The following is a 12,841-nucleotide window of genomic DNA, read 5'->3' as shown; positions in this document are numbered from 1 at the left end:
GCCTCTAAGAGAGAGACGAAGATATGACCCCCACCGCTACGGCTGAGAAGGCCGCTACCGCGGTCGTCGGGCGCGTCGCACGCGTCACGGGACCGGTCGTCGACATCGAGTTCCCGCACGACTCGATCCCCGACATCTACAACGCGCTGAAGACGACGATCACGATCGGCGACGAGGCGAACGAGATCACGCTCGAGGTCGCCCAGCACCTGGGCGACGACCTCGTCCGCGCGATCGCGCTGAAGCCGACCGACGGCATCGTCCGCGGCCAGGAGGTGCGCGACACCGGCGCGCCGATCTCGGTCCCGGTGGGCGACGTCACCAAGGGCAAGGTCTTCAACGTGATCGGCGAGGTGCTGAACGCCGAGCCGGGCGAGCAGGTCGAGATCACCGAGCGCTGGCCGATCCACCGCAAGGCGCCGAACTTCGACCAGCTCGAGTCGAAGACTCAGATGTTCGAGACCGGCATCAAGTCGATCGACCTCCTCACCCCGTACGTGCAGGGTGGAAAGATCGGCCTGTTCGGTGGTGCCGGTGTCGGCAAGACCGTCCTCATCCAGGAGATGATCCAGCGCGTCGCGCAGGACCACGGTGGTGTGTCGGTGTTCGCCGGTGTCGGCGAGCGCACCCGTGAGGGCAACGACCTCATCCACGAGATGGAGGAGGCGGGCGTCTTCGACAAGACCGCCCTCGTCTTCGGCCAGATGGACGAGCCGCCGGGGACCCGTCTCCGCGTCGCGCTGTCGGCCCTGACCATGGCCGAGTACTTCCGCGACGTGCAGAAGCAGGACGTGCTGCTCTTCATCGACAACATCTTCCGCTTCACGCAGGCGGGTTCCGAGGTGTCCACGCTGCTCGGCCGCATGCCGTCCGCGGTGGGCTACCAGCCGAACCTCGCCGACGAGATGGGCATCCTGCAGGAGCGCATCACCTCGACCCGCGGCCACTCGATCACCTCGCTGCAGGCGATCTACGTGCCGGCCGACGACTACACCGACCCGGCTCCGGCGACCACCTTCGCCCACCTCGACGCCACGACCGAGCTCTCTCGTGAGATCGCGTCGAAGGGTCTGTACCCGGCCATCGACCCGCTGACCTCGACGTCGCGCATCATGGACCCCCGCTACCTGGGCGAGGACCACTACCGCGTGGCGACCACCGTCAAGCAGATCCTCCAGAAGAACAAGGAGCTGCAGGAGATCATCGCGATCCTCGGTGTCGACGAGCTCTCCGAAGAGGACAAGATCACCGTGGCCCGCGCGCGCCGCATCCAGCAGTTCCTCTCGCAGAACACCTACATGGCGAAGAAGTTCACCGGTGTCGAGGGTTCGACGGTTCCGCTGAAGGACACCATCGAGTCGTTCGACGCGATCGCACGCGGTGATTTCGACCACGTCGCCGAGCAGGCCTTCTTCAACGTCGGCCCGATCTCGGACGTCGAGGAGAAGTGGGCGCAGATCCAGAAGGAGAACGCCTGATCATGGCGCTGCACGTCAGTCTCGTCTCCGCCGAGGCGGAGGTCTGGTCGGGAGAGGCGAGCCTCGTGGTCGCCAAGACCGTCGAGGGCGAGATCGGCTTCATGCCGGGTCACGAGCCGGTGCTCGCGATCCTCGCCGAGGGCCAGGTGCGCATCACCGAGCCCGGTGGCGGCAAGATCCTCGCGAACGCACAGGACGGCTTCCTGTCGATGGCGGGCGATGAACTCACCATCGTCGCGGGCAACGCGGCGCTGATCGCCTGACGCACCATCTCTGAACGAGTCCGCCCCGGCCCCTGAGCGCCGGGGCGGACTCGTCGCCGTCTCGGGAGACCCATGAAGATCCTGCTGCCGCCGTCGGAGACGAAGCGTCCCGGCGGTGCCGGAGCTCCGCTGGACCTCACCGGCCTGGCGCTGCCCTCTCTCCACGCGCACCGGGAGGCGGTGGTGGACGCCCTCATCGCTCTCGCCGGCGACGTCTCCGCAGCGCAGAAGGTCCTGAAGCTCAGCGACCGTCAGGTGGACGAGATCGCGCTCAACCGGATGCTGCGCGAATCGCCGACCATGGCCGCGGTGGACCGGTACACGGGAGTGATCTACGACGCCCTCGGCGCCGGGACGCTCGGCGCACCGGGGCGGCGCTGGCTGCGCGACCATCTCCTGATCCACTCCGCTCCCTTCGGGCCGGTGGGCGCCTTCGATCAGATCCCCTCCTATCGGCTCGCGGCCGGCACGACGCTGCCGGGGATCCCGCCGATGAGGCGGCACTGGGCCGACGCGACCTCCGCGGCGCTGTCCGGCGAGCGATTCGTCCTCGACCTCCGGAGCGAGGCGTACGCCGCTCTCGGCCCGATCCCGTCATCGGTGTCCTCGGCCTATGTCCGCGTGGTGACGGGGGAGGGGCGCGCTCTCAACCACTTCAACAAGAAGGCCAAGGGCGAGCTCGTCCGGAGGCTCGCGTCGACACGCCCGAGGGTGCGGTCGCTTCCGGGACTGCTCCGCTGGGCCTCCGATCACGGAGAGCACCTGCGCACGACCGGTGAGCCGGGCATCCTGGAGCTCGTCACCGACGGCTGAGGGCGTTGCCGGGGCGACGGGCCGTCAGTACCATGTCCAGTGCGAAGAAGTTCGCCGAGGGAGCCGCCGGCTTCCTTCCCCCCAACGGAACGGGAACCACATGTACGACGACTATGGCACTCTCGGTGCCGGATCCCTGCTCGCCTTCGCGGCGGTGATCGGCGTGATCTCCCTCATCCTCTCCCTGGGCATCTACGTCATCGGCTCGATCTTCTTCATGAAGATCTTCGACAAGGCCGGTGTGCAGGGCAAGTGGCGGGCGTGGGTCCCGATCTACAACCTGATGGTGTTCGCGAAGCTCGGCGATCTCAGCCCCTGGCTGGTGCTGATCGGCATCGGCGCGGGCCTCGTCCTCAGCTGGATCCCGGTCATCGGCCCGCTGTTCGGCATCGCGACGTTCGTCGTCCTCGTGCTCGCCGCCTGGCGGGTGGGCCTCAAGCTGCAGAAGGGCGCCGGCTGGGTGGTCCTGTACGCCGCGGGCGCACTGACCGGCGGCATCACGACCCTCATCTGGCTGGGCATCAACGCCTTCGACCAGTCGCGCTGGAACCCGGCGATCGCGCCGGCTCCCTGGGGCGGCAACGGATTCATGGGCGATCGCACGGTGTGGGACGGCATCCCGTCGCAGCCGAGCGCCGCTCCGGCCGCACCGGGCTACGGCGCCCCGTACGGACAGCCGCAGGGCTACGGTCAGCCGCAGGCTCCCGGATACGGTCAGCCCGCGCAGCCGGGTTACGGTGCCCCCGCGGCTCCGGGTGCCCCCGTCCCGCCGCCGGCCCCCGGCTACGGTGCCCCCGCCGCTCCTCCGGCGCCGCCGGCTCCGCCCGCGCCTCCGGTGCCGCCGGCACCGCCGACGCAGGCCGCGCCCGTCGTCGACCCCGAGCCGCCGGCAGCGCCGTCGATCGACTTCGGCCAGCCGCCGCAGCAGCCCGGCGCAAGCGCCCCGGAGCAGGGGGAGAACCCCACGCCGCCTCCGGCCTGACGCTGATCGACAGAGCCCCCGATCCTTGCATCGGGGGCTCTGTCGTGGGTCCGGCGCCGCAGACGGACGATCACCCCATTCGCACGCGATAACGTGGAGGTATGGACAACACGCAGCGCCGCGTCGGCGCGTCCGGTCTGGTGGTCTCCGCGACGGGACTCGGGTGCAACAACTTCGGCCGCGCGGGGACGGTCACCGAGACCGTCGAAGGCAGCTGTGCCGTCATCGATGCGGCTCTCGCCAGCGGAGTGTTCTTCTTCGACACCGCCGACATCTACGGCGGCAAGGGCACCAGCGAGAGCTTCATGGGGGAGGCGCTCGAGGGGCGTCGGGACCGGGTGGTGCTCGCGACGAAGTTCGGTCACGAGTTCGACATGGGATACGACTTCCCCGGAGGACGCGGTTCGCGACGATATGTGCGCTTCGCGGTCGAGCAGTCACTCCGCCGCCTCCGCACCGAGTGGATCGACCTCTACCAGCTGCACCTCCCGGATCCGGAGACTCCGATCGAGGAGACGATCGACGCGCTCGAGGAGCTGGTCGACGAGGGGAAGATCCGCTACTACGGTCACTCCAACTTCACCGGATGGCAGATCGCCGAGGCCGAGTTCACCGCGCGGGGGCGCGCCGGCGGCCGTTTCGTCTCCTCCCAGAACCAGTACTCGCTGCTGGCCCGCGGAGCGGAGCGGGAGGTGCTGCCGGCGGTGAACCGCTACGGCCTCGGCTTCTTCCCGTTCTTCCCGCTGCACAACGGCCTGCTCACCGGCAAGTTCACGCGCGGCGGCGGGCCGTCGGACAGCCGGATCATGTCGACGCGCCGGCACATCTGGGAGTCGGCGCCCTGGGACGCGCTGGAGGGCTACGCGGCCTTCTGCGAGGAACGCGGCATCACGATGCTGCAGGCGACGTTCGGATGGCTGCTCGCGCAGCCCGGTGTCTCGAGCGTCATCGCCGGCGCCACGTCGCCCGCGCAGGTCGAGTCGAACGCGCAGGCGGCGACGGCCTGGGTCCCCGGCGCCGAGGACCTCGCAGCGATCGACGAGCTGTTCCCCCTCCCCGCCGACCCCGCGGTCGGGATGTAGGGCGAGGTCGACTACGATGAGCACATATCCCGCGGTCGTATGCACCGCTGACCGCAACCCGGAGACCACACGTGGCTGAAACCACCACCCAGACGCATCGCATCGATGACGATCTGCAGGTCGTCTGGGCCGGCGCCACCGATCAGGGCCGGCGCCGCGACACGAATCAGGACGCCTTCCTCGCCCGATTCCCGCTCTTCGTGGTGGCGGACGGCATGGGCGGGCATGCGGGCGGGGAGATCGCCAGCACCAGCACGATCTCACGGCTCGACGCGGTCGTCGCCGAGGGCACGGTGTCGACGGAGTCGATCGAGAAGGCGCTCGAGCTCGCGGTCGCGGACATCGCGGATCATCCCGACACGACGGACGAAGGCACCGGGACGACCCTGACCGGAGTCTTCCTCGATGACGGCGAGGGCGTCCCCCGCTGGATCGTGCTGAACATCGGCGACTCCCGCGTGTACCTGCAGCGGGACGACCGTCTCGTGCAGATCACCACCGATCACTCCGTGGTGCAGGAGCTCATCGCCGCCGGCAAGCTCAGCCCCGAGGAGGCCGAAGGGCATCCGTACAGCAACGTCATCACGCGTGCCGTCGGCGCGAGCGAGCTCGCCCCGCCCGACTACGTGGCCGTCGAGCTGCTCGCGGGCGACCGGTTCGTGATCTGCTCCGACGGGCTCACCAAGGAGCTGACCGACTACGGGATCCTGCATTTCCTCCGGGGCAACGCCGATCCGGCGGAGGCCGTCGAGGCCATGCTCGCCGCCGCCCTGAAGAACGGCGGACGCGACAACGTCACCCTGATCATCGTGCAGGTGGAGACCCACTCGGGATCCACAGCCGTCGAATCCGGCGAATAGGCGCAGAGGTCTGTGGACAGCCCGTCCTGAGGCCGGCGCGTGCGCTGGAGTGGGGGCATGGAAGCCCCTGCGATCGTCGTGCCCTCCGCATCCGCCGCCGCCCGCCGGCCGTCCCTGCCGGTGCTCGCCGCGGCGATTCCGATCGTCTCCGGTGTCGTGATGTGGATGGTCACGCAGTCGCTCCTCGCCCTCTGCTTCGCGGCTCTCGGGCCTCTGATGCTCGCCGGCTCCGCGATCGACCGACTCCGCACCGGTCGCCGCGACGAGCGGCATCGGGTCGCGGAGGTCGAGGCGGCGTGGAACCGTGCCGAGGAGGACCTCACATCCTTCCATCGTGCAGAGAGGGACGAGCTCCTGCGACGCCACCCCGACACCGCGGCCTGCCTGGCGGAGCCGCCGCTGTGCGGAACGGAGTCTCCGTCCGCCGAGACCTCCCTCGTCGTGGGACGCGGGACGGTGCCGAGCTCGGTGCGTCTCAGCGGTGGCGACGACGAGCGGGCGCGGGAGTTCCGGCGGCGCGCATCGGTGCTGCGCGAGGCGCCGATCGCCGTGTCCCTCAGTGGCGGGTTGTGCATCCGCGCCGCGAAGCCCCTCGCAGACGCCGTGACGCGAGCGCTCGTCGTCCAGCTCGCGCTGCGGTTCACGCCTGGGCAGCTGAGCCTCTGCGGCGAGGGGCTCACCGGCACCGGTCTGGACCGGCTGCCCCACGCCGCCCGATCGGCCCGTGGCGCGTTCCGTCTCTCCCTCGGCGGGGGGAGCGAGGCGGTGGATGCGCGCATCGTGTCCTGCGATGTCGATGCGGAGGCGCCCGACGGGGTCACCACAGTGCTCGACGTCGTCGATCCGCAGGAGGCGATGCTGCGGACGGCGCGGGGAAGCAGTGCGATCGCGGTCGAGGGGCTGTCGGCGGAGCAGACGCGGGTGATCGCGGAGCAGTTGCTCGAGCGGAGGTCAGCCGCCGGCGGACTGCCGGAGTCCGTGGCTCTCGCGGAGCTGCCGCCGCCGGAGCAGACGGGCCTCCTGGCGGCGATCGGGAGCGGAGAGCACGAGAGCCTGTGCCTGGACCTCGTCGAAGACGGTCCGCACGCCATCGTCACCGGGATGACGGGGATGGGGAAGAGCGAGCTGCTGATCACCTGGGTGACCTCGATCGCCCGGAGCCACAGCCCGGAGCGGGTCGCCTTCGTCCTCGCCGACTTCAAGGGCGGGACGGCCTTCGACCCTCTTCGAGAGCTGCCGCACGTCGCGGCGGTCGTCACTGATCTCGACACGGACGGGGCGCGGCGCGGCGTCGAGAGCCTCAGCGCCGAGCTGCGCCGCCGTGAGGAGGCGCTCGCCGCCGCCGGCGTGCGCGACATCCGGGACCATCCCGGACTGGGCCGCCTCGTTGTGGTGGTGGATGAGTTCGCCGCTCTCGTGCAGGAGCATGCCGACCTGGCCATGGTCTTCACGGATGTCGCGGCGCGCGGAAGAGCGCTGGGGATGCATCTCGTCCTCGGCACACAGCGCGCGACGGGGGTGATCCGCGACGCTCTCGCCGCGAACTGCCCGCTGCGCGTGAGCCTCCGGGTCGCCGATGCGGCGGACAGCCGTCTCGTCGTCGGCACCGATGCCGCAGCCGGTCTTCCGGGCGACGCCGGTGCCCGCGGGCTGGCGCTGATCCGGCGTCCACGGGATCAGGACGCGCTCGCCGTCCGCGTCGCGAGGACGTCTGCCGCGGATGTGGACGACGCGGCCCGACGATGGCACGCCGCGGTCCGTCCGGTGAGCCCGTGGCTGCCGGCGCTTCCGGGGATGCTTCCGCTGGACGACCTCCTGCGGGAGCGCGGCGCAGAGGATGCGGATGCCCGGGTGATCGGGCGCGCCGACGACCCTCGTCGTCAGCGTCAGCCCCTGGAGCTCCTGCGCCCGAGGGACGGCATCGCCGTGATCGGAGGGCCGGGTGCCGGGAAGTCGACCGCGCTGCGGGGCCTCGAGCGGCAGGCCGCCGATGCCCTGGTCGTCTCCCCTGATGCGGAGACGGCCTGGGACGCCGTCAGCGCACTCGCTCTGGGGGAGCGCAGCGCCCCGTTCGTGGTCTGCGATGACCTCGATCTCCTCGTCGCGGCGTATCCCGCGGAGTACGCGCAGGCCTTCGTCGCGATGTGGGAGCGCATCGTGCGGCTCGCACCCGTCGCCGTCGGGCTGTCCCGCGTCTCCGGGCCTCTGGCCCGTGTGATCGATGCGATCCCGCGACGGGCGCTGCTGCGGATGCCCGGGAAGGCCGAGCACCTCGCGGCGGGAGGCGAGCCCGAGGCCTTCCGCCGGGATCGGCCGGCGGGGCGGGCCGCCATCGACGGACGGGAGGTGCAGTGGAGTTGGACCGAGGAGCGACAGGCAGCGGCGACCGCCGGGCGCGACGGCGTGATGTGGGTGCCGGGCGGGCCGCTCAGCGGCGTCGTGACGGGACGCGCGGGCAACGTCGTGGAGGCCCTCCGCAGGCGGCACCCCGATCGGCGGGTCGTGGCGGTGACGGAGGTCGACGCCGCGCACACGGCGCTCGCGGCGGAGGGGCTCATCGTCGTCGGCGACCCCGAGGGGTGGCGTGCGCAGTGGGCGCTCGCCCAGCGGATCAGATCGGACGGCGAGCTGCTCGTCGCCGCGGAGTGCGCCGCCGAGCTCCGGCAGATCGCCGGCGTGCGCGACCTGCCGCCCTTCGCCGAACTCCACGCCGGGAGAGCGTGGGCTGTCGATCGCGGGCAGCGGCCGGAGAGAGTGCGGCTCCTGCCGTGAACGGTCGCCGAGGATCAGACCGTCGCGCGGATGGAGCCGACCGGGGCTCCGGCGCCGAGGACCGACAGCGGCAGTGCGGGGGCGAGGGCGTCCACGTCGGCGTGCGTCAGCCCGCCGGCACCGGCGAGCAGCTGCGCGGCGACGCGGGTGGCAGCACGCCCGCTTCCGTCCAGCGTCTTCAGCACGGCGGTCGTGCCGTCGGGGGCGACCATCGCCATCACGCCTTCGGCGCCCATCTTCGCGAACACGCCGAGCTTCTCGATCGCGATCGTGTCGGGCATCCCCGGACCGGCGACGGTCCACGGGTTGTCCCGGACCGCGCGCACCAGCGTCCCGGCCACACGGTGCAGCGCGAAGGGCGAGCGGTCGGAGGCCGAGCCGATCCTGTGGATGCCGCGCGCCAGCCCGGTGAGCGTCATCGCATGGACCGGTGCGCCGCAGCCGTCGACCGCGGTGTGGGCGACCTTCTCGCCGATGAGCCTCTCCACGACCTCGCGGATGTGGACCTGAAGGGGGTGTGCGGGGTCGAGATAGCCCTCGGTCGGCCATCCGGAGGCCACACAGGCGCGCAGCATCGCGGAGTGCTTTCCGGAGCAGTTCATCCGGATCCGGGATGGCTGGCCGTGGTCGCGCACCAGCTCGTCCCGCGTCGCGGAGTCTCCGGGCCAGGAGGGAGGGCAGTCCAGATCGTCCTCGTTCAGGCCTCCGGCCGTCAGGATGTCGCGGACGACCTCGACGTGCCTATCGGTGCCGTTGTGGCTCGCGGTGCTGAGGGCCAGCTGCTCTCCCTCGAGAGCGGCTCCGGCGGTGACGCAGGCGATCGCCTGCAGGGGCTTCAGGCTCGACCGCGGAAGGATCAGCGCATCCGTGTTGCCGTACCGGGCGACGACGTCGCCGTCGGGGGAGAGGACGACCGCCGCGCCGGCATGGCGGGATTCCACGAATCCGCTCCGCTCGACGACGGCCAGTTCCACGGCATCCGCGACGGTGAAGGTCTCCAGCACGGATCCAGCCTATCGCCGCGCGGACGCCCGCCACGATGTCGGACGCCGATGGCAGACTGGGCGCATGCCCCTCGGAGAACACCACTACGCGCTCGTCTCGACCTGGACGGGCAATCGCGGCACCGGCACCAGCGGGTACCGGGACTATGCGCGCGACGTGACGGTGACGATCGAGGGGAAGCCCGATCTCCTGGCCTCCTCGGACAAGCCCTTCCGAGGCGACGTGAGTCGATGGAATCCCGAGGACATGCTGCTCGCCGCTCTGTCGGAATGCCACCTGCTCTCCTACCTGCACGCATGCGTGGTCGCCGGCGTGGTGGTGATGTCCTATCGCGACGAGGCCGTGGGCACGATGAAGGAGGACGGGCGGGGCGGGGGCGCCTTCGACGAGGTGGTGCTACGCCCCCGGGTGACCGTCGCAGACCCGTCGATGATCGCCGCGGCCGAGCAGGCCCACCACCAGGCGCACGAGTGGTGCTTCATCGCCAACTCGGTCAACTTCCCCGTGCGCCACGAGGCCGATGTCATCGCGGAGTCCTGAGCCGCTCCGCGGCGGTACTCGTCGCCTCAGCGGCGCTCGTGCGGAAGGGCCTGCTTGATCTTCTCGATCGGACCCTGCGCCGGAGGCTCGTTGTAGATGCCGGCGAGCTCCTGGCCGGAGAGGCCGTGGATCGCAGCCATGATCTCATCCGTGGCGAGGCGCCGTGCCTTCCCGCTCGCGGCGGGGCCGTGCACGCTGAGATCGAGCGGCTCGCCGAACCTCACCGTGACGCGTTCGCGCATCGACGGGAGCGACGCTCCGACCGGCATCACCCGGTCGGTTCCGATGAGACCGACCGGCACCACGGGAGCACCGGTCTGCAGCGCGAGAAAGGCCACGCCGGTGCGGCCCTTGTACAGTCGTCCGTCCGTCGAGCGGGTGCCCTCGGGGTAGAGGGCCACGGCGAGTCCCTCGTCGAGCAGCTTGCGCTGCTGGTCGAGTGCGTCCAGCGCGGCCTGACCGGCGCCGCGCTTGACCGGCACCGCGCCGATCGACTGGAAGAACGTCCGCATCAGCGTGCCCTTCATCCCCGTGCCCTCGAAGTAGCTCGACTTCGCGAGGAACTGCACGGGGCGAGGGGCGGCGACGGGGATCGCGATCGAGTCGATGAACGAGAGATGGTTGCTCGCGAAGATGACGGGACCGCTGCGGGGGACGTTCTCGCGGCCCTCGACCCGAGGACGGTAGATCATCCGTGCGATCGGGGTGACGGCGGTCCGGCCGAGGGAGTAGACGAAACCGGCGTGCCGCGTGGTGTGCTCGTCCTCGGGCGCAGGGTCCGACTCCATCGACTGCTCAGAGCTCATTCGGCAAGGTTATCGAAGGGCTCATGCCGTGACGGGAATGGGCGATCGCCCCTCTCCAGCGTCGTCGTACAGCGGGGGCAAAGCCCGATGAGGCAAGATAGAGCGTCCCTTCCGTCTGAACAGAGGTCCTATCGTGCGCCTGCGCCGTCCGCTCGCCCTGCTGTCCACCGTCGCCGCAGCGACGCTCATCCTCGCCGGCTGCGCCGGTTCGCCGGAGGCGGGCGGCTCGCCGAGCCCGAGCCCGAGCAGTTCCAGCGGCTGCATGCTCAACACCAAGCCCGGCGCCGGATCGGACGCAGTGAAGGTCGACGGATCGGGTCTCGACGCCAAGATCACCGTCCCCAAGGACACCAAGATCTCCGAGGTGGAGCGCACCGTCGTCAAGAAGGGCGACGGCAAGGAGATCAAGCCCGGCGACTTCGTCTCGGCCAGGTACCAGCTCGTCGACGCGGAGACCGGCGAGGTACTCGACACCTCCAAGCGCGGGCCCGAGGGCGTCCTCCCGCTTCTCCTCAACCCGAACCAGCAGCAGCAGATCTCGGACTTCACCCAGTCGTCGATCTTCGTCGTCGCCGCGGAGTGCGTCCCCGTCGGATCCGAGGTCGTCCTGACGATCCCGGCGAGCAGGCTCGGCGAGGGCGCGCACTCCGTCGCCCTGTACGTCCAGACGCTCGAGAAGCTCCCGACCACCGCCACGGGCAAGGAGGTCCTGGCCTCCTCGGGCGACCTGGCCACCGTCAAGCTCGGCAAGGACGGCGCTCCGACGATCACGGTCCCGAAGACCGCGGCCCCGACCGAGACCACCATCAGCGTGCTCAAGCAGGGCGATGGCCCGGTGGTCGGCTCCGGCGACCTGGTCACCATCCAGTACCGCGGCGTCAAGTGGAGCGACGGCAAGGAGTTCGACTCGTCCTGGGGGCGTGCGGCCTTCCCCTCGCAGTTCGCGACCACGCAGGTCGTCTCCGGCTTCGGCAAGGCCCTGGAGGGGCAGAAGGTCGGCTCGCAGATCCTCGCCGAGATCCCGCCGAAGGACGGCTACGGCGCGAGCAAGGGCCACGAGCTCGAGAAGGAGACGCTCGTCTTCGTGATCGACATCCTCGGCACCACCCCCGCGGAGAAGTGACCGCGACCGCATAGGCTGGCGGCATGCGTCGCGTCATCGTCCTCGGCTCCACCGGCTCCATCGGCACCCAGGCCCTGGATGTGATCCGCGCGAACCCGCGCAGGTTCGAGCTGGTCGGGATCGCCGCGGGCGTGAACAGCGCGATGATCGCCGAGCAGGCGGAGCAGTTCCACGTCGAGCACACCGCGCTCGGCGCGGCGGAGGCGGAGACGCTCGTCCGAGAGGTCGAGGCCGACGTCGTGCTCAATGCGATCACCGGCTCCATCGGCCTCGGGGCCACGCTGGCCGCCCTCGAGGCCGGACGAACGCTGGCACTGGCGAACAAGGAGTCCTTGATCGTCGGGGGCGAGCTGGTGCTCGGTGCCGCGCAGCCCGACCAGATCGTGCCGGTCGACTCGGAGCATTCCGCACTCGCCCAGGCCCTGCGCTCCGGGACGAAGGATGAGGTGCGCCGCCTCGTCGTCACGGCCTCCGGCGGCCCGTTCCGCGGACGCACCCGTGCGGAGATGACCGACGTCTCACCGGCCGAGGCACTCGCCCACCCGACCTGGGACATGGGGCGGATGGTGACCACCAACTCGGCGACCCTCGTCAACAAGGGCCTCGAGGTGATCGAAGCGCACCTGCTGTTCGGCGTGGCCTACGACGACATCGAGGTCGTCGTGCACCCGCAGTCGATCGTGCACTCGATGGTCGAGTTCGTCGACGGGTCCACGATCGCGCAGGCCTCGCCCCCCGACATGCGCCTGCCGATCTCTCTCGGGCTCGACTGGCCGCACCGCGTCGGCGGCGTCGGGAAGCCGTTGGACTGGAGGCAGGCCTCCCACTGGACGTTCGAGCCCCTCGACCACGATGCCTTCCCGTCCGTGGCACTGGCCAAGCAGGTCGGCCGCGCGGGGGCGACCTTCCCCGCCGTCTACAACGCCTCCAACGAGCAGGCCGTCGACGCGTTCCACGACGGGCGTCTCCCGTTCCTCGGGATCGTCGACACCATCGCGCGGGTCGTGGACGCGCACGAGCCTCCGGAGCGCCTCACGGTGGAGAGCCTCGCAGAGGCCGAGCGATGGGCACGTGAGAAGGCCGACGCGCTGATCGCCGCCCGCTCGGCCTGACACGG

General features: G+C 70.5%; 12 protein-coding genes. 10 read left to right on the top strand and 2 right to left on the bottom strand.

Annotation, left to right across the window (positions count from 1 at the left end; all coding sequences use genetic code 11):
- The first annotated feature begins 23 nt into the window (after window positions 1–23).
- The 7 genes from atpD to ABWO84_RS01735 all read left to right on the top strand — a co-directional run bounded on the left by atpD (window position 24) and on the right by ABWO84_RS01735 (window position 8,250).
- Window positions 24–1,478, top strand: coding sequence for a F0F1 ATP synthase subunit beta (gene atpD / locus ABWO84_RS01765; protein WP_353111891.1), 1,455 nt, complete (start codon window positions 24–26; stop codon window positions 1,476–1,478).
- A 2-nt stretch (window positions 1,479–1,480) separates the two neighbouring features.
- Window positions 1,481–1,741 (top strand): F0F1 ATP synthase subunit epsilon, encoded by a 261-nt coding sequence (locus ABWO84_RS01760; protein WP_353111889.1) that lies wholly within the window; start codon window positions 1,481–1,483, stop codon window positions 1,739–1,741.
- 72 nt (window positions 1,742–1,813) lie between these two features.
- Entirely contained in the window at window positions 1,814–2,554 is a 741-nt protein-coding gene (gene yaaA / locus ABWO84_RS01755) for a peroxide stress protein YaaA (protein ID WP_353111887.1), read from the top strand.
- A 100-nt stretch (window positions 2,555–2,654) separates the two neighbouring features.
- Window positions 2,655–3,536 carry a large exoprotein gene (locus tag ABWO84_RS01750; protein ID WP_353111885.1) on the top strand — a complete coding sequence of 294 codons (882 nt, stop codon included), beginning with the start codon at window positions 2,655–2,657 and terminating at the stop codon, window positions 3,534–3,536.
- Window positions 3,537–3,637: 101 nt separating this feature from the next.
- Complete coding sequence (locus tag ABWO84_RS01745; protein WP_353111883.1) at window positions 3,638–4,618, top strand: aldo/keto reductase; 981 nt, start codon at window positions 3,638–3,640, stop codon at window positions 4,616–4,618.
- Between the two features lie 71 nt (window positions 4,619–4,689).
- Window positions 4,690–5,478, top strand: coding sequence for a PP2C family protein-serine/threonine phosphatase (locus ABWO84_RS01740; RefSeq protein WP_353111881.1), 789 nt, complete (start codon window positions 4,690–4,692; stop codon window positions 5,476–5,478).
- 57 nt (window positions 5,479–5,535) lie between these two features.
- Window positions 5,536–8,250 carry an FtsK/SpoIIIE domain-containing protein gene (locus ABWO84_RS01735; RefSeq protein ID WP_353111879.1) on the top strand — a complete coding sequence of 905 codons (2,715 nt, stop codon included), beginning with the start codon at window positions 5,536–5,538 and terminating at the stop codon, window positions 8,248–8,250.
- Window positions 8,251–8,264: 14 nt separating this feature from the next.
- On the opposite strand, the gene ABWO84_RS01730 is transcribed toward ABWO84_RS01735, so the two are convergent.
- Window positions 8,265–9,254: an asparaginase gene (locus ABWO84_RS01730; RefSeq protein ID WP_353111877.1), complete on the bottom strand. Its 990-nt coding sequence runs from the start codon at window positions 9,252–9,254 to the stop codon at window positions 8,265–8,267.
- Between the two features lie 64 nt (window positions 9,255–9,318).
- On the opposite strand from ABWO84_RS01730, the gene ABWO84_RS01725 reads away from it, so the two are divergent.
- The gene (locus ABWO84_RS01725; protein ID WP_353111875.1) at window positions 9,319–9,795 is read left to right on the top strand and encodes an OsmC family protein; all 477 of its coding nucleotides are present in this window, start codon (window positions 9,319–9,321) and stop codon (window positions 9,793–9,795) included.
- 26 nt (window positions 9,796–9,821) lie between these two features.
- Here the strand turns inward: ABWO84_RS01725 and ABWO84_RS01720 are convergent, their stop codons facing one another.
- A complete protein-coding gene (locus ABWO84_RS01720; protein ID WP_353111873.1) occupies window positions 9,822–10,601 on the bottom strand; it encodes a lysophospholipid acyltransferase family protein in 780 nt (259 codons plus the stop codon).
- Between the two features lie 133 nt (window positions 10,602–10,734).
- Between ABWO84_RS01720 and ABWO84_RS01715 the strand changes: the two genes are divergently transcribed.
- Both ABWO84_RS01715 and dxr read left to right on the top strand, forming a co-directional pair.
- The gene (locus tag ABWO84_RS01715; RefSeq protein ID WP_353111871.1) at window positions 10,735–11,724 is read left to right on the top strand and encodes an FKBP-type peptidyl-prolyl cis-trans isomerase; all 990 of its coding nucleotides are present in this window, start codon (window positions 10,735–10,737) and stop codon (window positions 11,722–11,724) included.
- Window positions 11,725–11,747: 23 nt separating this feature from the next.
- Complete coding sequence (dxr, locus tag ABWO84_RS01710; RefSeq protein WP_353111869.1) at window positions 11,748–12,836, top strand: 1-deoxy-D-xylulose-5-phosphate reductoisomerase; 1,089 nt, start codon at window positions 11,748–11,750, stop codon at window positions 12,834–12,836.
- Window positions 12,837–12,841: the final 5 nt, after the last annotated feature.

Origin of the sequence: Microbacterium sp. (assembly GCF_040394595.1) — a bacterium.
Lineage (GTDB): Bacteria > Actinomycetota > Actinomycetes > Actinomycetales > Microbacteriaceae > Microbacterium.
Note: the sequence above shows the minus strand (reverse complement) of the source record. Positions and strands in the feature narration are given on the sequence as shown.